The organism is Methylophaga nitratireducenticrescens (assembly GCF_000260985.4).
GTDB lineage: Bacteria > Pseudomonadota > Gammaproteobacteria > Nitrosococcales > Methylophagaceae > Methylophaga > Methylophaga nitratireducenticrescens.
This window is the reverse complement of record NC_017857.3, coordinates 2755900-2779972: the sequence shown is the minus strand read 5'-3', so window position 1 is coordinate 2779972 and position 24073 is coordinate 2755900. Positions and strand designations below refer to the sequence as shown.

At 46.3% G+C, this 24073-nt stretch carries 28 protein-coding genes; 9 read left to right on the top strand and 19 right to left on the bottom strand.

The genetic code is table 11. The features are described from left to right. Positions 1-2: 2 nt before the first annotated feature. Positions 3-263: a hypothetical protein gene (locus Q7A_RS13220; RefSeq protein WP_014708114.1), complete on the top strand. Its 261-nt coding sequence runs from the start codon at positions 3-5 to the stop codon at positions 261-263. Here the strand turns inward: Q7A_RS13220 and kdsB are convergent. The 7 genes from kdsB to Q7A_RS13185 are packed head-to-tail and all read right to left on the bottom strand — an operon-like array spanning position 231 to position 7282. Continuing rightward, positions 231-995: a 3-deoxy-manno-octulosonate cytidylyltransferase gene (gene kdsB, locus Q7A_RS13215; protein ID WP_014708113.1), complete on the bottom strand. Its 765-nt coding sequence runs from the start codon at positions 993-995 to the stop codon at positions 231-233. The two genes, Q7A_RS13220 and kdsB, sit on opposite strands and share 33 nt — an antisense overlap. Beyond that, the gene (locus tag Q7A_RS13210; RefSeq protein ID WP_014708112.1) at positions 995-1174 is read right to left on the bottom strand and encodes a Trm112 family protein; all 180 of its coding nucleotides are present in this window, start codon (positions 1172-1174) and stop codon (positions 995-997) included. Before Q7A_RS13210 ends, kdsB begins: the two co-directional genes overlap by 1 nt. Beyond that, positions 1175-2155, bottom strand: a complete 981-nt coding sequence (gene lpxK / locus Q7A_RS13205; protein ID WP_014708111.1) for a tetraacyldisaccharide 4'-kinase — start codon at positions 2153-2155, stop codon at positions 1175-1177. Beyond that, on the bottom strand, positions 2155-3909 hold the full coding sequence (msbA, locus tag Q7A_RS13200; protein WP_014708110.1) for a lipid A export permease/ATP-binding protein MsbA: 1755 nt from the start codon (positions 3907-3909) through the stop codon (positions 2155-2157). Before msbA ends, lpxK begins: the two co-directional genes overlap by 1 nt. Then, a complete protein-coding gene (locus tag Q7A_RS13195; protein WP_014708109.1) occupies positions 3906-4331 on the bottom strand; it encodes an ExbD/TolR family protein in 426 nt (141 codons plus the stop codon). The genes msbA and Q7A_RS13195 overlap by 4 nt, the downstream gene beginning before the upstream one ends. Continuing rightward, entirely contained in the window at positions 4328-4963 is a 636-nt protein-coding gene (locus Q7A_RS13190; RefSeq protein ID WP_014708108.1) for a MotA/TolQ/ExbB proton channel family protein, read from the bottom strand. The genes Q7A_RS13195 and Q7A_RS13190 overlap by 4 nt, the downstream gene beginning before the upstream one ends. Before the next feature lie 51 nt (positions 4964-5014). Next, entirely contained in the window at positions 5015-7282 is a 2268-nt protein-coding gene (locus Q7A_RS13185) for a DNA internalization-related competence protein ComEC/Rec2 (protein ID WP_014708107.1), read from the bottom strand. Positions 7283-7326: 44 nt separating this feature from the next. On the opposite strand from Q7A_RS13185, the gene Q7A_RS13180 reads away from it, so the two are divergent. Beyond that, positions 7327-7863 carry a DUF2062 domain-containing protein gene (locus Q7A_RS13180; protein ID WP_041354716.1) on the top strand — a complete coding sequence of 179 codons (537 nt, stop codon included), beginning with the start codon at positions 7327-7329 and terminating at the stop codon, positions 7861-7863. Position 7864: 1 nt separating this feature from the next. Here the strand turns inward: Q7A_RS13180 and lolD are convergent, their stop codons facing one another. The 3 genes from lolD to rpiA are packed head-to-tail and all read right to left on the bottom strand — an operon-like array spanning position 7865 to position 10495. Then, positions 7865-8545, bottom strand: a complete 681-nt coding sequence (gene lolD / locus Q7A_RS13175) for a lipoprotein-releasing ABC transporter ATP-binding protein LolD (RefSeq protein WP_014708105.1) — start codon at positions 8543-8545, stop codon at positions 7865-7867. Further along, complete coding sequence (locus Q7A_RS13170) at positions 8538-9785, bottom strand: lipoprotein-releasing ABC transporter permease subunit (protein WP_041354714.1); 1248 nt, start codon at positions 9783-9785, stop codon at positions 8538-8540. Before Q7A_RS13170 ends, lolD begins: the two co-directional genes overlap by 8 nt. Positions 9786-9832: 47 nt before the next feature. After that, entirely contained in the window at positions 9833-10495 is a 663-nt protein-coding gene (rpiA, locus tag Q7A_RS13165; RefSeq protein WP_014708103.1) for a ribose-5-phosphate isomerase RpiA, read from the bottom strand. Between the two features lie 116 nt (positions 10496-10611). Between rpiA and ilvA the strand changes: the two genes are divergently transcribed. Next, on the top strand, positions 10612-12126 hold the full coding sequence (gene ilvA / locus Q7A_RS13160; protein ID WP_014708102.1) for a threonine ammonia-lyase, biosynthetic: 1515 nt from the start codon (positions 10612-10614) through the stop codon (positions 12124-12126). Here the strand turns inward: ilvA and Q7A_RS13155 are convergent, their stop codons facing one another. Next, positions 12127-12837, bottom strand: a complete 711-nt coding sequence (locus tag Q7A_RS13155) for an SIMPL domain-containing protein (RefSeq protein WP_014708101.1) — start codon at positions 12835-12837, stop codon at positions 12127-12129. 140 nt (positions 12838-12977) lie between these two features. Here Q7A_RS13155 and pgl point away from each other — a divergent pair, with 140 nt between their 5' ends. Genes pgl through apaG form a run of 3 tightly spaced genes read left to right on the top strand, consistent with a single transcriptional unit; the run spans position 12978 to position 15040 of the window. Continuing rightward, positions 12978-13685, top strand: a complete 708-nt coding sequence (pgl, locus tag Q7A_RS13150; RefSeq protein ID WP_014708100.1) for a 6-phosphogluconolactonase — start codon at positions 12978-12980, stop codon at positions 13683-13685. Between the two features lie 4 nt (positions 13686-13689). Next, positions 13690-14670 carry a glucokinase gene (locus tag Q7A_RS13145; protein WP_014708099.1) on the top strand — a complete coding sequence of 327 codons (981 nt, stop codon included), beginning with the start codon at positions 13690-13692 and terminating at the stop codon, positions 14668-14670. Next, a complete protein-coding gene (gene apaG, locus Q7A_RS13140) occupies positions 14660-15040 on the top strand; it encodes a Co2+/Mg2+ efflux protein ApaG (RefSeq protein WP_014708098.1) in 381 nt (126 codons plus the stop codon). The genes Q7A_RS13145 and apaG overlap by 11 nt, the downstream gene beginning before the upstream one ends. 9 nt (positions 15041-15049) lie before the next feature. Here the strand turns inward: apaG and Q7A_RS13135 are convergent, their stop codons facing one another. Continuing rightward, the gene (locus Q7A_RS13135; RefSeq protein WP_048481001.1) at positions 15050-15910 is read right to left on the bottom strand and encodes a pentapeptide repeat-containing protein; all 861 of its coding nucleotides are present in this window, start codon (positions 15908-15910) and stop codon (positions 15050-15052) included. Between the two features lie 63 nt (positions 15911-15973). Between Q7A_RS13135 and fliK the strand changes: the two genes are divergently transcribed. The 3 genes from fliK (at position 15974) to Q7A_RS13120 (ending at position 19841) form a co-directional block, all read left to right on the top strand. Further along, a complete protein-coding gene (gene fliK, locus Q7A_RS13130) occupies positions 15974-17542 on the top strand; it encodes a flagellar hook-length control protein FliK (RefSeq protein ID WP_169712032.1) in 1569 nt (522 codons plus the stop codon). Next, positions 17539-17817 carry an EscU/YscU/HrcU family type III secretion system export apparatus switch protein gene (locus tag Q7A_RS13125; RefSeq protein ID WP_014708095.1) on the top strand — a complete coding sequence of 93 codons (279 nt, stop codon included), beginning with the start codon at positions 17539-17541 and terminating at the stop codon, positions 17815-17817. Before fliK ends, Q7A_RS13125 begins: the two co-directional genes overlap by 4 nt. A gap of 212 nt (positions 17818-18029) precedes the next feature. After that, positions 18030-19841 (top strand): putative bifunctional diguanylate cyclase/phosphodiesterase, encoded by a 1812-nt coding sequence (locus Q7A_RS13120; RefSeq protein ID WP_238595918.1) that lies wholly within the window; start codon positions 18030-18032, stop codon positions 19839-19841. 33 nt (positions 19842-19874) lie between these two features. Here the strand turns inward: Q7A_RS13120 and Q7A_RS13115 are convergent, their stop codons facing one another. From Q7A_RS13115 to Q7A_RS13085, 7 genes are all read right to left on the bottom strand, one after another. Next, positions 19875-20261, bottom strand: a complete 387-nt coding sequence (locus tag Q7A_RS13115; RefSeq protein ID WP_014708094.1) for a DUF2802 domain-containing protein — start codon at positions 20259-20261, stop codon at positions 19875-19877. Positions 20262-20279: 18 nt separating this feature from the next. Next, positions 20280-20462 carry a hypothetical protein gene (locus Q7A_RS13110; RefSeq protein WP_014708093.1) on the bottom strand — a complete coding sequence of 61 codons (183 nt, stop codon included), beginning with the start codon at positions 20460-20462 and terminating at the stop codon, positions 20280-20282. A 6-nt stretch (positions 20463-20468) separates the two neighbouring features. Next, positions 20469-20948, bottom strand: a complete 480-nt coding sequence (locus Q7A_RS13105) for a chemotaxis protein CheW (protein ID WP_014708092.1) — start codon at positions 20946-20948, stop codon at positions 20469-20471. A 98-nt stretch (positions 20949-21046) separates the two neighbouring features. After that, positions 21047-21628 (bottom strand): chemotaxis protein CheW, encoded by a 582-nt coding sequence (locus Q7A_RS13100; RefSeq protein WP_014708091.1) that lies wholly within the window; start codon positions 21626-21628, stop codon positions 21047-21049. Continuing rightward, on the bottom strand, positions 21621-22418 hold the full coding sequence (locus Q7A_RS13095; protein ID WP_014708090.1) for a ParA family protein: 798 nt from the start codon (positions 22416-22418) through the stop codon (positions 21621-21623). The genes Q7A_RS13100 and Q7A_RS13095 overlap by 8 nt, the downstream gene beginning before the upstream one ends. Next, the gene (motD, locus tag Q7A_RS13090) at positions 22415-23326 is read right to left on the bottom strand and encodes a flagellar motor protein MotD (RefSeq protein ID WP_014708089.1); all 912 of its coding nucleotides are present in this window, start codon (positions 23324-23326) and stop codon (positions 22415-22417) included. The genes Q7A_RS13095 and motD overlap by 4 nt, the downstream gene beginning before the upstream one ends. A 4-nt stretch (positions 23327-23330) precedes the next feature. Continuing rightward, positions 23331-24071 (bottom strand): flagellar motor protein, encoded by a 741-nt coding sequence (locus Q7A_RS13085; protein ID WP_014708088.1) that lies wholly within the window; start codon positions 24069-24071, stop codon positions 23331-23333. Positions 24072-24073: the final 2 nt, after the last annotated feature.

Below are 24073 nucleotides of genomic sequence, written 5' to 3'. Positions count from 1 at the left end.
ACTTGCTGAACCTTATTGGTCAGCAAGTCGTATACCATCATCAACGTTGTGAAATTATTGAGTTGTTGGATGGCTGTGAGCTGGTATTACAGGAGCTCAATCAGGACAGTAATATCCAGCCAACACAATATGGAGAAGGCCATCGTCCGGTTCCTGTGACCCATGTTTTACCGGTTTTTGATGGTGAAGGTGAGTTACATGCCGAGTTAGTCTCAGCTGGCCTGGATCAGTTACTGAGAGAACAAGGCCTCTACGGCCAGTAAATCCTGTTCTGTATCTACCCCGTGTCCAGGATCAACCTGGGCTTCGGTTAAATGTATCCGATTGCCATGATAAAGTGCCCGAAGCTGTTCCAGTGATTCAAACTGTTCCGGTGGTGCGGGTGGTAATTCATGATAACGATGCAAAAAATCCGCCCGATAGGCATACATACCAACATGTTTTAGATGTGGCATGGTGATGTTGTCTATGTCTGATGCCTGTTTGTTACTGAAATGTTCACGTAACCAGGGTATTGGAGCGCGACTGAAATACATCGCATAGCCTTTGGCATCAACAATCACTTTCACAATGTTAGGATCAAATACCTGTTCAGCATCTTTTAAAGGGCTGTAAAGCGTGGTGATTGCTGCTTCCCGATGATGGGCCAGATCAGCCGCCACCTGATTAATCAACACCGCAGGCAAGCAGGGCTCATCTCCCTGTACATTGACCACTAAATCATCCCCGTGAAATGCTCTTAGCTGAGCAACTTCTGCTAAACGATCCGTACCGGAAACGTGATCGTTACGGGTCAGGCAGACATCCGCCCCAAAACTTTTCGCCACCTCGGCGATGCGTTGATCATCGGTTGCGATAATAACTTCACTGGCATCACTGGCTAATGCACGTTCATAGACATGCTGAATCATTGGTTTACCGGCAATTTGCCGCAAAGGTTTCCCTGGCAGCCGGCTTGAAGCAAAGCGGGCAGGAATAATGATTTTAAATTGCATCAGTAAGTTTCTTCGGCTGCCAGCTCTCGTGCTTCATCAATTAACATCACCGGGATTTCATCACGAATAGGATAGGCCACACGACAGGCTTTACATATTAATTCCTGTGACTGTTTCTGATATAGAACACTGCTTTTACAAACTGGGCAGGCAAGTATTTCCAATAAGGTTTTATCCATTCAAAGCTCTCTTAGTTTTTTGTCGATTTCTGGCCCAAGGCTTGGACTCAGTTCAGCCTCTGCTGGTACATACCACATATTTTGGGTGGCAAACGCATGACATTTTACCGCATCTTTTTCAGTCATCAGTATGGGATAGGCCTCAGCAAACTGGAAATCTGCTTCAGTATAGGCATGATGATCAGTAAATGCATGGGGAATGATGGTTAAACCGTGCTGTTGCAACTGGTCAAAAAAACGTTGCGGGTGACCGATTCCGGCGACAGCATGGATTGGAGTGTCGGCAAATTCAGTTAATGGTTTGTGGATGATGTTACTTGCTAGCGGGATCGCCTGCTGGATATGCAAATGCATAGGCATTAGCCCGGATTCGGATGCGCCATGGTAAATAGTAAAATCAACGGTTTCAAGACGGGACATTGGCTCACGTAAGGGGCCCGCTGGTAAGCATAATTTATTGCCCAGCCCACGTTTGGCATCAATAATGACAATTTCCATATCACGCTGTAGTCGATAATGTTGCAAACCATCGTCGGAGATAATCACATTACAGTTGTTTTCTGCCAATAATTGCTGGCCCGCGGCCACTCGATCCGGTGCCACCACTACGGGACATTGTGTACGCTGATGAATTAATAAGGGCTCGTCACCAACCTCTGCAGCCAGGCTATCTAGGTGAACACTGCAGGGATAATGATCGGCTTTGCCACCATAACCACGACTAATAATCCCCGGATGCCAGCCCTGCTTTTGTAAATATTGGGTCAGCCAGATCACAAAAGGGGTTTTACCGCTGCCGCCAACACTGATATTGCCCACTACAATGACTGGCACTTGAAGTGATAGCTGTTCGAACAAGCCGTTTCGATATGCCTGACGTCTTAGACTGATAATGAGTCGATATAACCAGCTGACTGGACGTAAGAACAGTGAGACCAGGGATGGTCGGTACCAGCTATTAATTAGCCAATCAGTCTTCATTATTGTTGTTGGAACTGCAACCGGTGAAGTTCTGCGTAATGATCACCCTTACTGATCAATTGCTGATGGGTTCCGGTTTCAACAATTCGCCCATCATGCATCACCACAATAAGATCGGCTTTTTCGATAGTGGATAGTCGATGGGCGATCACCAATGTGGTTCGGCTTTGCATCAGATTCTCCAAGGCTGACTGAATATGTCGTTCGGCTTCCGAATCCAGTGAGGCGGTGGCTTCATCGAGAATCAGAATGGGCGTGTCACGCAATAGTGCCCGGGCAATAGCCAGTCGTTGTCGCTGTCCACCAGACAATAAAACGCCATTCTGGCCGACCTCAGTCTGCAGGCCTTCCGGTAGTTTCTGTATAAACTCCCAGGCATGTGCTGCTTTGGCTGCCGCAATAATACGTTCTTCAGCAACGACTTCTTTTTGACCATAAGTAATATTATTGGCAATCGTATCGTTAAACAGAATAACCTGTTGATTGACCAAGGAAATCTGTTTACGTAAATCCAGCAATTGGAGATCGCTGATATCCATTTCATCAATGAATATCTGACCCTCTGTAGGCGAATAAAACCGCGGTAACAGACTGACCAATGTGGTTTTGCCGCTTCCGGAATGCCCTACAAACGCAATGGTTTGACCGGCTTTTACCTCAAAACTGATATCGTCCAGAACCTTTCGAGAGTTAGCGTTGTACTGAAAACCAACCTGTTGAAAGCGTATGTCGCCTCTGGCACGTTCCAGTTGCTGTTTACCCGTATCTGCTTCCGGTTGTTGATCCAGCATAGTAAATACACTATCGGCGGCTGCGATACCGGCCTGCAGTTTGGAGTTGAGTTTGGTCAGGCGTTTCAACGGTGTCAGGATCATAAACATCGCCGTTATAAACGAGATAAAGGTGCCCACGGTGATCTGATCAAGCATCTGCGGCAGGGTGGCCAGATAAATCACCACAGCCAGTCCAAGTACAGCTATTAATTCGATAATTGGCTGACTGGTCGCTTCAGTGGCGATCTTTTTCATTCGCTGACGACGGTTGAGCTGATTGACCTTATCAAACCGTTTGGCTTCATATTGTTGGCTACCAAAGGTTTTCACCTCACGGTGGCCTTCAATCACTTCACTGGAGGTATGGCTGACATCGCCCATTGAATCCTGAATGGTTTTACTGATGCGTCGGAAACGTGAACTGATTTTGTAGACCAGCAGGCCGATAAACGGCACCGTTAGTAAAATAATTAACGAAAGCAAGCCATTCAGATAAATCATCCAGGCCAGCAAGCCAACAATGGTCAAGGTGTCCCGAACCAATACCAGGATGGCATCTGTGGCTGCATCAGCTACCTGCTCAACGTCATACAGTAGTTTGGACATCAACTGCCCGGAAGTGCTTTTATCATAAAAGCTGGCAGGTAATGTCAGCAAACGGTCAAACATTTCGGATCGCAGGGTCATGATCACATTACGGGCGATCCAGCCTAAACCATAGGTGGTCAGAAAGTTTGCAATGCCACGCACAATAAAAATAGCGATTAAGGCAATGGGGATCCATTTAATAATAAATGGGTCTTTCTCAACAAAACTGCCGTCCATTAACGGTTTCATCAAAGCAGCCATCGCGGTTTCACTGCCAGCATAAACCAGCATGGACAAAATGACGGCTGCAAATACCATCCAATAGGGTTTTACATAAGTAAGCAGGCGCTTATACAGTTGTACAGCGCTCATCTCATTGACTATTTGTTTCATGGAGTCTCAGCAGTTTTTTGTCTTGTTGCCAGTGTCAAACGGGTAAAGCCAAGTAATTGCGCGGCATCCATCGCTGTAACAATGTGTTGATATTCGGCATTGGCATCGGCGCTGATAATGATATGCGGATCAGCATTAACGCCTGCGGTGGTTTTCAGTAAATCCCTTAAGGCATCGCGGGTCGCAACGGCTATTGGGGTGTCATTAACCAACACTTCTCCATTTGCCCGGATAATAATATCAATCGGTGTTTCATGTTCTGCCAGTGCCTGACCGCTGGCTTCAGGTAAATCCACTTTTAAAGAACTTTCCCGAATAAAGCTGGTGGAGACCATAAAAAACAGTAATAGCAGAAACACCACATCAATCATTGGCGTCAGATTGACGTCGGGTTCTTCAGAGTGACGAGGCAGCAGTTTCATTGCGAACGTGCCTCATCAGGATCAAACTCACGTTCGCCATGTAACATTTCAATTAACTGCATGGCTTGTTCTTCCATACTGACCACCAGTTGATTGATTTTCCCCCGGAAATAACGATAAAAAATCACACTGGGAATGGCGACGACCAAACCCGCTGCAGTGGTCAGTAATGCCTCAGAAATACCGCCGGCCAGTGTTTCCGGATTTCCGACACCTTCCAGCGTAATCACCGCAAAGACTTTAATCATGCCAATAACGGTACCCAACAAACCGATTAGGGGGGAGATCGCGGCAATAGTGCCTAAGGTATTCAGGTTGCGTTCCAGTAGCTGAGTTACATGGCGACCGGTGTCTTCAATACTTTCTTTGGTGATTTCGCGGGAACTGTTTCGATTGATGAGACCCGCAGCGAGGATTTGACCAAGAGGCGAGTTTTTTTGCAGTGAGTTAATGCGATATTGATCAATTTGTTTGAATTGTAACCATTGCCAGATCTGGGTGATTAATTCGGGTGGTGCGATACGACGTTGTTGTAAACTCCAAAACCGCTCCGCAATAATTGCAATGGCAATTATCGAACAGCCAAGTAGCGGTAACATCAGCCAGCCACCTGCTTTAAATAGTTCCAGCATGCTCGATCCGTCCCAGTTAATGAAATGTTGCCATGATACGTGAAAATGCATTTATTCAGTAGCGTTACGCATCCATATTCTACGGTGTTGCTCTCGCCATCCAGTGGGCATTAAATCCATCTGTTGATCGAGTTTGATAAACAACGCGCCTTGTGTTCCTGTTTGAAAGGTTTTGCTGCCAATTTTATGGTAACGGGCAACCACATCAGCAGCTGGAAAATTAAACCGATTTTGATAACCACTGGCAAATAAAACATAGCGTGGAGAAACCTGCCGGATAAACGTCGAAGAGGATGAACTGCGGCTGCCATGGTGAGGTGCGATCAGGATATCGGCTTTAATCCGCTGCTTATATTGTTTTATAAGTTTTATCTCAGCCTGCCGCTCAATATCTCCCGTTAATAAAACCGTACCATATGGACCGCTGATTTTGAGTACGCAGGATAAATCATTACGGCTACCGGTTTGATCTTTATCAGGGTGTAAAACGTCAAACCGGACCTGATCCCACTGCCATGACTGGCCATCTCTGCAGAATTCACTGCCAGCTAATTTATCAGGATCACTGCTTAGAATCTGTTTAGTGGGATAGCTTGATAAAACGGCACTTGCTCCGCCAATATGATCGTTATCTGCATGACTTATCATCAACATATCGAGTTGCTTGATACCCTGATATCGAAGATAAGGCACAACCACTGCAGCACCTGTATCAAAGTCACCAAAAGCCGGGCCGGTGTCAAAAACCAATGTACGATTTTCAGTTTGCACTACGGCCGACAAGCCTTGTCCCACATCCAGTAACGTAAACCAGATTTCACCGCTGTCTGGTTTATTTGGCAGATAATAAAAAAGTGGCAACAACATAACACCCCCCAGCCAGCGTAAAGGCCAACCCCGTGGGGCAAGTATTATCAGCGTGCCAATGATTGCTATGCCGAGTAGCTCAACGGGAAACTCCGGTGTTTGCCAGACAGAAAATGGTGATTGTGCAAGCCACTCCAGATACCACCACAATTTGGATAACAACCATTCTGTAAGTTGCAGCAGCCATTCAGCCAATCGCAGATCAAAACTTAATAACAGCATGGAAATTAACAACAGCGGAACAACCAGGAAACTGATCACCGGCACGGCAAGCAGATTAGCCAATGGTGCAATCAACGAGGTTTCCTGAAAAAACAGTAAAAGTAATGGCGTCAGACCTACCGCAATCCATAGATGAATATGCAGCCAAAGCCATTTTCTGGCCGGTTGTCGATATTGTGCTACATACAAAATGCAGGCAACAGCAGCAAATGAAAGCCAGAAACCTGCTGCCAGCACCGCAAATGGATCCAGCATCAGAATCAGTATCAAGCTCAGACTCAGCACGTGCACCGGATCAGTACGACGTTTTATAAAGATACTGAGCATTACCACGCTGACCATTAACAATGCACGCTGAGTCGGGATGGATAATCCGGCCAGTAATGCGTAAAACAAAGCCAGTAAAAACCCGCCAACAGCACCGGCCTGTCTGTCGCTTAATGTTAATAAATGACGACTGCGTATTCGCCAGAGCAGTTTGACAGTAAAAAATCCCAGTGCTGCAGCAAGTCCTATATGCAATCCGGAGATTGCCAATAAATGGCTGGTGCCGGTAGCGCGCAAAGTATCCCACTGGTTTGATTGCATATTGTCACGGTTACCAACGGCCAGACCGTGAATTAAAGCCAAGTAAGGACTTTCATTTAATAAGTCGGACATTTTATCTATTAATTGTGCGCGCCAATGATTAACCGATAGCAAATTTGCGGAGTGTAATTTTTGATTATGATCAGATTCCCGGATATAGCCGGTGGCCCCAATCTGCTGCTGAAACAACCATGCTTCGTAATCAAACCCACCCGGGTTGGACATGCCATGTGGTGCTTTCAAGCGAACAGAGAACTGCCATTTTTCACCGGATTGGGGGAGGTTGGGGGGAGGGAAATACCAACTCAAGCGAATCTTAGCGGGTAGCTTCAAATCATCATTTTCCGGTTTGAATTCAAAACGGATTCGTTGATCGTTATGATGTGGCAACGAGGTGATGAAACCTGATACCACAATATCCTGTCTCTCAAGTTTAGGATCAAGCTGATCATCTATTCTGAGCTGAGCCTGGAAGCTCGACCATACCACCGCCATAACAAACCACATAATGGTCCATTGAGACCGCCGCCAGACAATAATCAGTAAGGGGATTAAAGTGAGCAGCCAATATGGAGAGAGCAGCTGGGGCAACCATGCCACCAGTAAACAGCCCAACAAAAATGCAATGGCAGGTTTAATCATATGTCCCTATAATGACCGCCGTTTATCAGCAATACTGAGACGTAATGCCTCGTAAGTTCCTAAAACGAATCATGCCAGATCATGTCACCATGCGCGAGCACAAGCATATGCGTCGTTTTGGCGAAAAGATCATGGCGCCGGAATTGTGGCATCTTAATCGCAGATCAGTATCTGCGGCGGTGGCGATAGGGGTTTTCTTTGCTTTTATACCGATGCCGGGCCAAATGCTGGTGGCGGGTCTGCTGGCTATCTGGTTACGGGTAAACCTGCCTATTGCCGTGATGTGCGTGTGGATAACCAATCCACTGACCATGGCGCCAATTTACTTTTTCACTTATAAAGTCGGCGCTATCCTGTTGGATGTGCCACTTCGCACTCATGAATTTGCTTTCAGCCTGGAATGGTTGTGGCAGGAGATAGGATTTGTCTGGCAACCTTTATTACTCGGTTCGGTAATCTGTGGCGCGCTGGCTGCGTTGGCGGGGGTCATTATTGTTCGATTAATCTGGCGTCTGGTTGTAATCAACAGTTGGTTGAAACGCTACCAGCGCCAAAATTCAGTTAAACGAAAAGATAAATAAATCAGTTTTGTAATTTGCCATCAATCAACGTTAATTGCTGATCCATTCTGGCGGCAAGTTGCCTGTCATGTGTCACAATGACCAGCGCTGTTCCCAGCTCCGTATTCAATTTCATAATCAAATCAAAAATACCTTCAGCAGTCTGGTGATCCAGATTTCCGGTAGGTTCATCCGCCAACAGGCAGGCAGGTTTGGTAATTAATGCCCGAGCCAGCGCCGCACGCTGACGTTCACCGCCCGATAATTCGCTGGGTTTATGATGTGCCCGGTGCCCCAGTCCGACCTGTTGTAACAGTTCATTGGCCTGCTGTTTGGCAGCCTTGGGATGCATGCCGCCAATAACCAGTGGCATGGCAACGTTTTCTTCGGCAGTGAACTCAGGCAATAAATGATGAAACTGGTAAACAAAACCTAATGATTGATTGCGTAATTTACTCAGGGCATTGACTGAAAGCTTGCTGATATCCTGACCCAATACCTCAATTTTTCCATCAGTGGGACCATCCAGCCCGCCAAGCAGATGCAGAAGCGTACTTTTACCGGAACCTGAACTGCCGACTATCGCAATACGGTCACCAGCATGCACCTGTAGATTAATATCCTGTAATACCGGGGTTTCAAGGTTGCCATCTTTATAGCGCTTTACCAGTTTTTCGCAGCGAATTACCGTGTTATCAGTCATAACGTAAAGCCTCAGCCGGTTTAACCTGAGCGGCACGCCAGGAAGGATAGATAGTCGATAGAATGGATAAAACAAAGGCAGTAATACCAATCACCGTGACATCGTTCCAATGCAAATCGGATGGCAGGTCACTGATGTAATACACCTCTGCTGGCAGGAACTGGTAACCTAAAATGGTTTCTATCCAGGCGATAATGTTAGAGACGTTCAGCGCCAGAATGACGCCACCTATCACACCCAGAATCGTACCAATGAGACCGATAACAATACCTTGCACCATGAAAATCCCCATGATGCCACGTGGTGACATGCCCAACGTCCTCAAAATGGCGATATCTGCATACTTGTCGGTCACCATCATGACCAGCGTTGAAACGATGTTAAATGCAGCAACGGCCACAATCAGCATCAAAATAACGAACATGACGGTTTTCTCGGTTTTTAAGGCCCGGAAAAAATTAGCATGCTGATAAGTCCAGTCTGCTGCGCGATATTCTGCAGGCAGAGTTTGTAACAGCTCTCTGGTAATTCTTGGTGCCTGATATACATCGTCCAGTTGCAATCTCAGCCCAGTCACTTTGCCTGGAATGCGGAATAAATTAGCGGCATCCTCAATATTCATGATGGCTAACGCACTGTCATATTCATACATACCGATTTCAAATACGCCTGATACGGTCAAACGTTTCAGTCTGGGAATAACTCCGGCAGGGGTTGGGGTAACGTGTGGAGTGATCACTGTGATCTTATCGCCGGTTCCCACGCCCATGGCAATGGCTAAATCCTTGCCCAGAATAATGCCGTAACTGCCCGGTTGCAGTGAGTCAAAGCGACCCTGAATGATTTTGTCACCAATACTGGAAACCTTAGGTTCCAAAGCAGGATCCACCCCACGGATTTGGGTGCCTCGAACCCGGCTGCCCTGGTTGAGCATTGCCTGGCCTTCAACAAAGGGAGCGGTATTCATAACCCTTGGAAAGCCTTCGATAAGTACCTCAGCCTTTTCCCAGTCAGCCAGAGTGCCATCCGAGCCGGTGACAAAAGCATGTGATGTCATACCGAGAATACGTTCGCGTAATTCCTTTTCAAACCCATTCATTACCGATAACACGGTAATCAATGCGGCCACCCCGAGCGCGACGCCCAGCATGGAGGTCATCGAGATGAATGAAATAAAATGATTACGCCGTTTAGCCCGGGTATAATGGGCGCCGATATAGACACTTAGAGGTCTGAACATATATTCACTCTAGCAAGAAGCCCGCTTTTACAGCGGGCAAGTGCATATTATTTTGGGTTGACGGTTTGGGTACCGTTTTCGGTGCCTAGTAACAACACGTCCGCAGGGCGCATTGCAAACAAGCCGTTAGTCACTACGCCAACGATATCGTTCAGTTTTTTTTCCAGTTTGATAGGTTCCATGATATCCAGACCATGCACATCCAGAATGACATTATGGTTATCGGTGATCACGCCTTCACGATAAACTGGTTGGCCACCCAATTTGACGATTTCGCGAGCGACATAGCTACGTGCCATTGGGATAACTTCAACCGGCAATGGAAATTTACCCAGTACATCCACCAGTTTGGTTGCATCGGCAATACAGACGAATTTATCGGCAACCGCAGCAATAATCTTTTCACGGGTTAATGCACCGCCACCACCTTTAACCAGTTGCAGATTGTGGTTTGATTCATCTGCACCATCCACATATACCGCGACTTCTTTAACTTCGTTTAAATCAAATACATGAATGCCGTAATCCTTGAGCCGCTGGGTGGAGGCATTTGAACTGGATACAGCACCTTCAATACGACCTTTAATGGTAGCTAACGCATCAATAAAGTGATTAACGGTAGAGCCGGTGCCCACACCTACGACACCGTCAGTGGTAATGTATTCCAAAGCCGACCACGCAGCTTGTTTCTTCATTTCATCAGCAGTCATTGCGATTCCTTGTTAATTTGAATGGCTTGATTTTATCCGGCTAATTATAGAGATAAATGATGGTCAATGGTAACGTAGTCATCTTTGTTAACCTAACAGACTGAATCTGGAACACCATGCTCACAGGCTATGTAGAAAAAATCCTTAAAGCGCGCGTCTACGATGTCGCTATCGAAACCCCTTTGGATTTGATGCCAAGATTATCCAAGCGAATGGATAATCAGATTCTGATTAAACGCGAAGACTTGCAGTCGGTATTTTCCTTTAAGTTACGTGGTGCCTATAACCGGATGAGTCACTTAACCGAGGCCGAGCGAAAGCAGGGTGTGGTCGCCGCTTCAGCAGGCAATCATGCGCAAGGTGTTGCGCTGGCCGCCAGCAAAATGGGTATTTCCGCCATCATTGTCATGCCGATAACCACGCCACCGATTAAAGTGGAAGCAGTACGTATGTTGGGCGCTGATATCACTTTGCATGGTAACAGTTACGATGAAGCGTTTGATTATGCCAAGCAAGTTTCTGCTGATGAGGGACGGGTGTTTATCCATCCTTATGATGATCCTCTAGTGATAGCCGGACAGGGCACCATTGCGATGGAAATCATGCGCCAGCATCCCGATCCGGTTTATGCAGTATTTATTCCGGTAGGTGGCGGCGGTTTGCTCGGCGGAATGGCGGCTTATATAAAAGCTATCTGGCCTGAAATTAAAATTATTGCAGTTGAACCTGCCGATGCTGCCAGTCTTAAGGCAGCTCTGGATGCCGGTGAAAGAGTAAAACTGGATCAGGTGGGGTTGTTTGCCGATGGTACTGCGGTAAGGCAGGTTGGTGAAGAGCCATTTCGGATTGCGCAAAAAACCGTTGATCATGTGGTGACGGTGGAAACCGATGAGATCTGTGCCGCGATAATGGATGTGTTTGATGATACCCGCTCGATTGCCGAGCCTTCAGGGGCATTATCGATTGCCGGTGCCAAAAAATATATTCAGCAAAATGGTTTGCATGACAAAACCATGGTGGTTATCAACAGCGGCGCAAATATGAATTTTGATCGGCTCCGGCATGTGGCGGAACGCGCTGAAATTGGTGAACGTCGTGAAGTATTGTTTGCTGCAACCATTGATGAGCAGCCGGGTAGTTTTCAACGCTTCTGCAAGACCCTGGCGGATCGCGGGATAACCGAGTTTAATTATCGTTATGCTGATAAACAGCAGGCACAGGTGTTTGTTGGGGTGCGGATGTCAGGTCGCGAAGAAGAACGACAGATCCTGTTTGAAAACCTGACTCATGCAGGGTATCAGTGGATTGATTTTACCGATAATGAAATGGCGAAATTACATGTTCGTTATATGGTCGGTGGCCATGCACCCCAAGCTGAAAATGAACGTCTGATTCGTTTTGAATTCCCGGAACGGCCGGGCGCTTTGTTACGTTTTCTGACGCATATCGGTCAGCGCTGGAATATCAGCCTGTTTCATTATCGTAATCATGGTGCAGCGTATGGCCGGGTGCTGGTCGGGATTCAGGTAGCACCTGAATTCAATGAAGAATTTCAGGCGTTCCTGGATAATCTGGGCTACGTCCACTGGTTGGAAACCGACAACCCGGCCTATGATTTGTTTTTAAAGTGATCAATCGGTCAACGTAGTGGTGTCGCTGATCAATTGAATCTGGCCATTAACATCAACCGAGACTTTATTGCTGCCAGCTTCAAGTGCTACAGGTGCACTTTTGCTGCTCATATCGGCGGACATCATCATGCTACTTTCCATGCGATGAACCGGCGCATAGCCGCTGGTATTAACGGACATATTAACCAGGCGATAACCCGGTTCATCAAATTGCTGTTGAATTAACGATGCTTTATTACGAAACTTGCTGATAGCCTGTTTCATCAATTCGTTCTGGGTGGATTCAATTAATTCGTCAGATAATGAAAATTCCATTGATTGCACTGTGCCCAGAGATTGAATCTCACCCAATAATTCGCTCATCTGATTGAAATCGTGACTGTGTAAGCGAATTTGCTGGCTTACCTGCCAGGAGACGATCTGACTGTCTTTATACATCGGGCGGGTTTGGTAACCGATGGTTTGAGATTTGACCGCATCAAAATCTTTGATTTTTGCCAGTAACTGATTGCTGCGTTGATTGACCTGCTGGCCCAATTTAGCCGGATCCGTGCCATTAAGCATTACCTGAATCACACTGCTTACCTTATCATTTGCCACTTCGATAGCGGCTGTTGCATTGAGATTGATTAGGTTAAAGTTTAATTCTGTCTCAGCTGCAGCAGACGCGGAATAAAACAACATGACAACAATAAAAAAAGTGTTTTTCATAAAGTGATGGTTCCTGTGAGAAGTGAATTGAAGTGTTATTCGGCTTGCTGTCGGTGCAGCTTGATTGCTAAATTAGCAGGATTTGACTGACACTGTCAGCGGATTACCGCACAAAAATTATTTTAACATTGAGGATAGACATGAAAGCTGAACAAAAAATTCTGCCTGATTCTGATAGGTTGATCGAAGCCGCTGCCGAACATTTTGTGGTCACCGCCCGTTCAGCAATCGCCAAAAGGGGCGTATTTTATGTTGCGCTTGCCGGTGGTTCGACACCCAAAGGGCTGTATCAGAAACTGGCCACTTCACCTTATATTGAACAGATAGACTGGGCGCGGGTACAGATATTTTTTGGTGATGAGCGCTGTGTCCCTGCCACCCACGATGACAGCAACTTTAAAATGGCCAGACTGGCAATGCTGGATCATTTACCTATCCCGACTGAGAATGTACATCGCATGCCTACCGAAAGTGGCGATGCTGCTGAAGTTGCAACTCGTTATGCCAATACCATCAAAATGGTTATGGAAGATAATCCTTTTGATTTGGTGCTCCTCGGCTTAGGCCCTGATGGTCATATTGCTTCACTGTTTCCGGAGACTCCCGCACTGGACGTTACCGATACGCTGACAACCAGTCTGTTTGTGGAGAAATTTCAATCCTGGCGCGTAACATTGACCTATCCGGTAATCAATTCAGCCAGACAGGTGATTGTGTTTATCGCCGGTGAAGCGAAAGCAGATATTGTCAGAGATATTACCAGTGAGGCGGTATCAGGCTTACCGGTTCAGCGGCTCGCGCCGACAGGTGATTATTACTGGTTTATGGATCAGGCTGCCGCGGCATAATAATATGCAAACCCTGTTAGCTGCAGATATCGGCGGCACCAAAACCTTGTTGCAACTCAGTCATCTTGATGGTGAGGTTATCCTGCAACAACGATTAGAGAATGATGATTACGCAGATTTTGAAAGTCTGCTGACAGTTTTTTTCGCTAGTGTAGCCGTCGATTTTCTGCCAGTCAGTAGTGCATGTTTTGCCGTGGCAGCACCGTTGAGTGGATGCCGTGTGCAACTGACGAATCGACCCTGGATTATCGATAGCGATAAGCTGCAGCAGCAGTTTCCACTTGCTGATCTTTGCCTGGTCAATGACTTTGCCGCGGTTGGTCATGGTATCGGTGAACTTGAAGAAAACGATCTCATTGTGCTGCAGCAAGGTAAGCCGGAAGCCAAATCATTACGAGCAGTCATTGGTGCGGGTACCGGGTTGGGGCAGGCTATTCTGTCACCTCTGCATAAAAGCTGGCGGGTATGGCCAACAGAAGGCGGGCATACCGACTTTGCTGCTCAGGACATCCAGCAGCAAGCCTTATTGAATAAACTATTTGAACAATTTGAGCATGTCTCCTACGAGCGGGTATTATCCGGCTCCGGCCTGGTTATGCTGTACCAGTTTATTGCCGACCAGCAAGGTAATAACACTACGTTGAATTTAACGGCAGAACAGATAAGTCAGTCTGCTCTGCAAAAAACAGATCCTGCGGCAGTAAAAGCCATGCAGTTATTTATGCAGATTTACGGAGCTCAGGCGGGTAATCTGGCGCTGACGACCTTGCCCAGAGCCGGAATTTTTATCGCAGGGGGGATTGCAGTAAAGAATCTGGCCTTATTTGAACAGGGCTTTTTCATGCAGTCTTTTCTGGCGAAGGGCAGGATGCGTGGGGTGCTGGAGCAGATACCGGTGTATTTGATCAACAATCCTGATGTGGGACTCCTTGGAGCACGTTTGTTGGCTCGAAAAGCGTTGTATAATGTTGACCATGACCGATAAAAAAAATCACATTATGGTGAACGTTGAAACCACATACCTGGATCATGAATCTGATCCGGCCAGAGCAAGATATCTTTTTGCCTATACTATTACCATTACCAATGAGGGCGATACGCCAGCGCGGTTATTATCACGTTACTGGAAAATCACTGGCGGCGATGGTCATGAACAGGAAGTGGAAGGTGATGGCGTGGTTGGTCAGCACCCTTATCTGGCGCCAACAGAAACATTTACCTATACCAGTGCGGCCATGCTGGATACTCCCGTGGGTATGATGCAGGGCCATTACAATATGATGGATGACAGTGGCAGCCGTTTTGCGGTTGATATCCCGGCATTCACGCTGGCTGCCCCGCAAAAGCTGCATTAATAACCCGGCTTATAAACAGTTTCCAATTGAACCTGCTGCGCATATACGCCCATCGATCCAGATAGCTTTGTCCAATTTCGTATTTTGCAAATCACTGCCTCCCAGTTTGGCATCACGTAAATTGGCAAAACTCAAATCACTGTCGGATAAATTACTGTAAGACAAATCAGCCTGTTGCAGATTGGCTCCTTTCAAATTAGCCCCCTGAAAATTGGTATAACTCAGGTTACTGAGCGGTAAATCTGCATAGCTTAAATCAGCCTCCACCAAATCGGCATTCATCATATTCGACATGGCGAGTCCGCTGTTGCGCAGGTTGGCTCCCGTTAACGTGGCTGAAGGGATATCCATGCCGGGTTTCAGACAGTTTTCCCAATTCACCAAGGGGGCTGGAGCAGCTTCGCAATCAGCTTCAGAAATATTCGAAGGAGTTGGAAATGAAATCGCCCCTATAAATACACCCGTTAAAATCACACTGATAATAAATATCGGCCAAAAACGGGCAGGTCGTTCAGGCTTGAGTCTTTCTAATAATTGACTGCGCTGTTGGCGCTGCTGAATTAAAAAGTCCGGTTCCTGTTTACGTCGCTGTTGCCGGCGCATTTCACGTTCAGCTTCGGTAAGCGGCTGTTCATTACGTCTATCAAAACCATCACGTTCATCAAGGGGTAATGGTGGGGGAATGACGGGTTCAGCAGATTCCAGTTCGATAATATCGCCCAACGGCTGCCAATATTTCTGATCGGTGCTGACTTCTGTTTGAGCATTGATTCTGCCTAACTGCATATTACTTTTCAGCAAGGCCTTTGTGAAAGGGCCACTGATGGTCTTATCCTGGCGTGTATACCATTTTGTACTGAATTTATTCATTGACCGGTCTTTGGCAACAAGTAGGTTGCTATACTAGCATTGTGTTTAATGCTGGGTGAATTCATGCAAATACCTCAGACCTCACAGGCTGCTCAGGTCACTGTTACGGAAACTGCAAGTCGCACACTGCCACTTTCCCCCGGCCAGGTTGCGCAAGCGGTGGTGGTCTCAGCCGGTAAAGCAGGTGAAAATGTCGATATCCAGCTGGCAGGAAAAATCGTCACCATTCAGGCTGGTGTGGATTTGCAACGTGGTCAGACTATCGAGCTACAGCGGTCTGATAGCGGTGATAAAGCGGCGCTTAAACTGATTTCGGTGGCAGCCGTCCCTCCCATACCAACCGATCTGCGACCGGGGCAAACACTGTTGGCTGAGGTCGTTAAGTTGCTGCCCCAGCAATCCATCTTGCTGGCGCTGCAGCAAACCGGAAAGTTATCTGTTCCCCTGGAATTGGATATCAGCAGACTAAGTTCCAGCTTTAAACCCGGTCAGCAGCTTTTAGTGCAGATTCTGAGTAACTCGCCATTGAGTGTGGCGTTACAAACTCCCAATCAGACTTCTTCAGAAACCATGGTTTCCCAACAACGTCGGTTAATGCCAATGGTTTTAGCTCAGCCACCGCAACTACAGAATGTTATTAATGCGTTACCTGAATTGAAAAACATGGTGCCGGTGCAAAATGCTGTGAGCCAACTTTGGCAAAATATCCGGGAATTACAGACCGTCCAGCAACCTGCAAATTTACAGCAGGCCATTCAACAGTCTGGCGTATTTCTGGAACGACAGTTACTGCAACCCAATCCGAGTTTAACTGGAGACTTTAAAGCCAATTTGCTGAAACTGGCTGCAGCGCTGGAAGGGCAGATCCGGCAGACAGCAAATGGTCAAATCAATGCTCAGAATCTTCCGCCTGAGATTCGTACCGCACTGATAAATCTGCTCAATCAGCCGGCGGCTTTACAGCAACTGCCATCACATATTACCAATGCTTTACTGGCTGGCGGGCAGACGCCAGCGCAGCTGCTGACCACACTTTTGGCCGGACAAGGTTCAGTTGGCGGGACTGTCACAACAAATCAACCGATGAGTTCTGCAAATACACCTGTTCAACAAATTGCTCAGAATGCCCAATTTCAGGCTGGTGTTACCGAGTTGGCCAGATTGCAGGTGTTATTGCGTGAAGTGGAAACCGCGCTTGCCAGAGTGCAGATGAACCAACTGAACATGGTAAGGGAGGCGGATAGCCCAACCCAACAGCAGGTCTGGTTAATGGATTTGCCACTACGGGACAAACAACAGTTACAGTGGATGCAGTTACAGTTTCAGCAGGGGGGCAAGCAGAACCAGCAAGATGAAGAACAATGGCAGGTCACACTGAATCTGGAAACGCAAAACCTTGGTAAACTTCGGGCATCGATAGGCTTGCAATCAAGTGTCGTCAGTGTGGCATTAACGGCAGAAGATCCCATTGCGGTAGCCTTGCTGGAGGAAAATATCGATTTATTACGTGAAAAATTAGCGGCACTTGATCTACAGGTGCAGCAATTAAGTTGTCACTGTGCCCCGGTGAAATGGTTAACGCCGCTGACGCAGACAGCCAACTCAGATGCATTACTGGATATTTCGGTATGAAACAGCAATCGCAGCCACTACGAGCAATTGCATTGCATTATGATGGTGATAATGCACCGACAGTGACCGCCAGCGGTGAAGGCGATATTGCCGCTGAAATTATCCGCATTGCCAAACAGCACAATATTCCGCTTCGTGAAGATGCAGCGTTAGCGGACATGCTTAAAGATATGCAGCTGGGTGAAGCGATACCCGAAGCTTTATATCGGGTAATCGCTGAAGTGATTGCCTATGCCTATATTGTTTCAGGAAAGTTTCCCAAAGAAAAAGATTAAATTCCTTTTTCAATCATCTCTATCGAACCATTATTATGGAGGTGACAAACGCTTTAATTTTGTTATTACTTTATAAATCGCATTATAAAAATCAGATTAAGTATTGATTTTAAAATATAAAACCGCTATTTTCATCGGCATGTATCTCCAAAACCGGTCAAAAGTAACCGCATACAGAACAGATGAATAAACTGCTAACAATTGAGTCACAGGTGTCAAAGACATCCGAGCAGAGCCTGACGGCGCCAGTATCTGCTGCGGAAGTTAATGATTTACTGGCGGCACGAATTCTGGTTAGCGGGACACGCGTTTCTGATCTGGCTTTTCTGCAAACCATGTTGTCACTTAGTGGCTTTACTAACATCACCAGTGCCAATGGTTCAGAAAAGCTGATGCAAGTACTGCGCAATAACATCAATGATGACCAATGTGATATTGATTTAATTATTCTGGATTGTCGTTTGGGTGAATGTAATGCTCGTGAACTGCGACTGAAACTGGATCAGTTTGATGAATGGCGGCGCATTCCGGTTATCGCCCTAACCGAAAAATCCCAGTGGAACCATAACCAGTTATTGACTGATTTGGGACATGGGGTGACTTCGCTTTTATATCGCCCGCTTACTGCTGAGTCATTGCCGCCTGCAGTAATGACAGCGCTGGCTTCCAAGCGCGAACGCGATCATTACTATCTCCGCCAACAACAGATTGAAGATGAAAATGCTCAATTAAGAGTGATGGAAGCCCGACTACAATTTTCGGTAAATCATGATGATTTGACAGGGCTGGCGAATCGGCGACGCTTGGAGCAAGCACTTGAAATCACCTTAACGCAGGTTAGAAATTTTCATACCAGTAGTGCTGTTTTTTATATTGATCTGGATAGTTTTAAAGTCCTCAATGATGCTGAGGGGCATGAGGCCGGTGATAGTTTATTGGTACAGGTTGCGAATTCGTTGCGGGGCTTTTTTAAAGTTCGCGACACGCTTGTCCGAATAGGTTCTGATGAATTTGCGGTATTAGTCGACACTATCGATCCAGAAACTGCTGTGGCCCGCGCAGAAGGTTTACGAGATTTGTTTGATGGCTACAGTTTTACGTTCCATGATCATCAATATCATTTATCTGCCAGTATCGGTGTTAAATGTATTTCCGAAGCGGATGCATCGACGGTAGGTGAAATTCTTTCTCATGCTAATCAGGCCTGTTATACCGCCAAAAAACGTGGACGGAATCGTGTTCATGTCTACAGTCCTTCTGATCGCGAAATGTATGTGTTAAGACATAGTGTTGAGTGGGCACCCAGAATTCGTGCTGCATTAAAACAAGAGAATTTTATTCTTGAATTCCAACCTATTTACTCGCTCAAAGAAAAAAAAATCAACCATTATGAGTGTTTAATCCGCATGCGGGGGCAGGGGGATAAACTGTACTATCCGCAGGATTTTATTCCAGTCGCTGAGGCAATGGGATTGATACACCAAATTGATTTATGGGTGGTCAATCATGCATTTGAATTGCTAAGACACATACCAAGTGATACAGCATTGGCAGTTAATTTATCGGGCAATATTTTCCTCGATCAGAATTTATATCCTCTGGTGGAACGCAAACTGCTGGAAACCGGTGCCGATCCTTCACGTCTGGTGTTTGAAATTACTGAGACGTCAGCCATATCCAATTTTGAACAAACCAAACAGATGGTGGATCGTCTGCGACATTTGGGGTGCCGTTTCGCACTGGATGACTTTGGTGCCGGTTTCAACTCTTACAGCTATTTAAAACATTTCCCGGTAGATATATTGAAAATTGATGGTGGGTTTATCACCAATTTACATAATGATCCTGTCGATCAATTATTGGTGAAATCGATGATTGATATTTCACACAGTCTCGGCAAAAAAACGGTAGCTGAGTTTGTTGAAGACAGGGAAACGCTGAAGATGTTGCAGGAATTCGGTGTGGACTTTGTGCAGGGATATTTGATTGGTAAGCCGCAACGGGCGCTACCTAATAAATCATAGCTTTAGTCATACCCACAAAAAGATAAACAAGCCTTAGTGTAAATCGGTTACGGACTGACGCTGCGCCCCATGCAAACGGGTAATCAACAACGCTTCTTCCTCACTCAGGTTGCAATTATCAATCAGCTGATTGATATCAACCCCTTTTCTTGCCAGACGAATGGCATGCTCATAACTTTGTTGTTGAGGCTGTCCCAAATCCATACTGTTTTGCTGCTCACGTATCTTCATCAGGGTTTGTTCAAAGCGAACAATTCGTTCATCCGAACCTACTGCAGCACTGCATAAAGCAGATAACTGTTGTTGCAGAGTACTGATTTGGCTGGCCTGGGAGCGGCTCAATCGATAGAAACGGTAGCTGGTGAAAAGTAGAACAATCCCAAGCAATCCCACTAAACTGTATAAGCCATATAACATCATGATATATCTCCTGAGATATCACACATATTCATCAATAATGCCGGTTTTTGGTGGCCGTTTTGGCTGTTTATTTTCTTTTTCATTATCGTCGGCATGATTATCGTCCTGCTCGTTCTGTTTATGGCGGCGTTTTTCATCTGCAGGAACATCCACTCTTGTTGTAGGAACAAGTGGTTGAGCAGGATGAATTTCGTCAGCCATGTCACATCAGAAACTGGCGATATCAGCGATTTCGTCATCGTTCAGCAGTTTATTGACGTCAACCAGAATCAATAATGTTTTATCGCGGTTGCATACGCCTTGAATAAAACGCGAACTATCGTCACTGCTGACATTAGGTGCAGTGTCAATTTCTGATTGATGTAAATAAACGACTTCAGCGACGCTGTCGACTAACATGCCAATAACGTTACCACTGACTTCGGCAATAATAATGCGCGAATCTTCGTCAGCTTCGCGGGAAGGCAGACCAAACCGTTTGCGAGTATCAATGACGGTCACCACATTACCGCGCAGATTGATGATGCCCAGCACATAATCAGGTGCTCCAGGTACTGGAGCTATTTCAGTTGGGCGCAATACTTCCTGAACCTGCATCACATTGATGCCATAGACTTCCTGTTCCAAATGGTAGGTAACCCATTGCAGAATAGGATCATCTCCGGCCTGATTATCTTGCTCGCTCATGGTTTTTCCTTATTCAAAAAATTGACCAAGTTTAATGCCAATTTTATGACGCTATTTTTATATATTCATCAAAGCACAGTCTGTGCCAATTTTACTTGTTATCGTAGTATTTTTAACAGTTCGGGTAACGAAATAATACTACTCAGTGGAGACATTAACATACCCGCCAGCCAGGGTCTCTGACCTGGTTCACGCCGCCAACGCACATTATCACCCTCAAGCTTGACCACATGACGTATCGCAGAGACGGCCAATCCCAATTGTTTATTATCTATTAATAATATGTATCGGTTGTTATCTGAATTACTTGATTGATTGGTGATCAATGTTGTCAAATCAATCACTTGGGTATGTTGTTGAGGTCGGCTCAGGGTACCAACAACATAGCTTGGATGGCCGGGAATTTGCGATAAACCATGCTCTGGCCAGTTTTCAATGCCATCCAGTTCATCCAGACTCAATGCAAGCTGCATTCCGGCCACCTCAAATAATAATGCCTGCATATGTTTGTCAGGCGAATTTTCGATGCTGGCGAAGCTTTCGGCTTCGGCAACAGGAAGTGTCTGGTCTATTTCAGCAGCTACCTGTTCAAGTGTTTCTGGTTCACTGTCCAGCAATAGCTCCTGCAGATAAGCTGCTAACGCCTGTTTTGGTTCTTTTATCTGTGTTGGCTTAGACATTCTTATCTGACTTTGCCACTGCTGCGGGTTTGGTGAGTTTTTTCATTAGACGTTCATATGCCATGCTGCCCCGACTTTCAGGATTGAGTGCAGGCAGGGGGATGCCTGATTTGCTGGCATCACGAAATTGCGTATCAATCGGAATCGCATCCTGCCAAAGATTATCTTCATAGTCTTTTTGCATTTTTTGTAATGTCTGGGTACCAGCCCGAGTACGACGATCATACATGGTCGGCACAATCAAATAGGGCAATTTGTGCTGACGGGAATGGTTGATCAAGTGCAGAGTGTGCAACATGCGTTCTAGCCCTTTTAAGGCCAGAAATTCAGTCTGGACCGGTATTAACAGCTCATCACATGCAGCCAGTGCATTCACCATCAACACCCCCAGCATTGGAGGGCAGTCAATCAGTACATATTCAAAACGGTCTTTAAGTTGCTGTAGAGTTTTTTGTATCACTAAACCTTTGCCACTTTGAATGCCCAGTTGGCGATCCAACGTTGCCATCGCAGTGGCAGCCGGTAATATGTACATATTTTCCTGACTGGTTTTCTTCAGCGTTTTGAATATGGCATTCAGTGGTTGTTGTTCTGCGTGTTGGAATAAGGTGTAGATACTGTTTTCGATATTGTCCGGATCAAAACCAAAATAGGTTGTTAATGATCCATGTGGATCCATATCCAGCAGCAACGTCGAATGGCCCTTCAACGCCAGATGGCTGGCCAGACTCACCACCGTAGTGGTCTTGCCTACGCCACCTTTCTGATTGGCAATCGCCCAGACCGTCATAGAGATGCTTCACCATTATCGGCGGGCACCATCAACGGCGATGACAAGGTGTCAGTAATGGGACTACTTGAGTTTTCTGGCTCTGTCGCAGAGCGATTAAATTGATCAAACACTTCAAGTGTCCTCCGACTTTCCGAGCTGCCCAGAATAACCAGAACAACCCGACGGTTTTTTTGACGGCCCAATTCCGTTTCATTATCGGCTATCGGTTTGAACTCTCCATAACCAATAGCTGACATTCGCCCCGGCTCAATGCCAAAACGATCCAGTAAATTCACAACGCTGGCGGCCCTTGCTGCAGACAACTCCCAGTTTGACGGAAATCGTGGCGTATTGATCGGCTGATCATCAGTAAACCCCTCTACCTGCAGAGGGTTGGCAACGGGTGAAAGTACATCTGCAATCTGACCAATCACAGGCACGGCTTCACGTGCCAAACGCGCATCCCCGCTGGCAAACAGAAAATTGGAATTGATTTCCACCTCCAGCCAGTCTTCAGTTTGTTTGATGCTGACATCTTCGTTGGTAATCAAATCGGCCAGTGCACTGCTGAGTTGCTGCGAAATATCATTAATCGTTCGTATGCTCTGTTCGGAAACTGGTGGTCGTTCCTGGGGAAGTTCCGGTAATTCAATTTCAAAGTCGGGAAGTTCTGGTTTACCCGGTGAAGCTACTCGTTCGCCTTGTCCGCGGCTGACTTCACCAATCTGAATGGGGTCCTCACTGCGGGTTGGTTGTGAGAAAACGCTTTCCAGCGTCTCTGATAACACCCTATATTTACCTTCATTAACTGAAGAAATGGAATACATCACCACAAAAAAGGCAAACAGCAGGGTGATAAAGTCAGCATAGGAAACCAGCCAGCGTTCATGGTTTTCGTGTTCTTCATGACGCTTTCTCCGAGCCATAGAATTAACCCAGATATGCCTGCAGACGGCTTTCGATATTGCGTGGATTGTCACCATCAGCCACACTGATCAAGCCATCAATTAACATCATTTGTAATTGTGTACGGCGTTGCACCAACGTCTTGAGTTTGTTCCCTATTGGTAAAAACAATAGGTTAGCCAGCCCGACACCATAAATGGTGGCAACAAAAGCAACGGCAATGCCTGAACCAAGTGAGGAAGGATCTGCCAGATTTCCCATGACATGAATTAACCCTAACACCGCACCAATGATACCGATGGTGGGTGAATAACCTCCCATGGCTTCATAGACTTTAGCGGCCTGCAGATCATTGTTCTCCATGATATCGAGATCTGTCTCCAGAATTTCACGAATGATTTCCGGCTCAGCACCATCCGCAATGAGTTGCAGCCCTTTTTGGGTAAAGATATCGGTTTCTTCCATGGCTATGGCCTCAAGGCGAAGTAACCCCTCACGCCGGGCGATTTGATTCCAGTCAAGAATCTTTTCCAGTAAACGTTTGGCCGATTGCTGGGGGGGCTTGAATATCCACACGGTCATTTTCAATGCACGCAGGAATGTATTCATCGGCGTCTGTAGCATGACGGCTCCCAGTGTACCGCCTAATACAATTAATAATGCCACCGCATTAAGAATAGTATCGAGATGGCCCCCTTCCAGATACTGACCGACAATAATGGCACCAAACCCAATCAGTAAACCCAGAATGCTAAGGATATCCATAG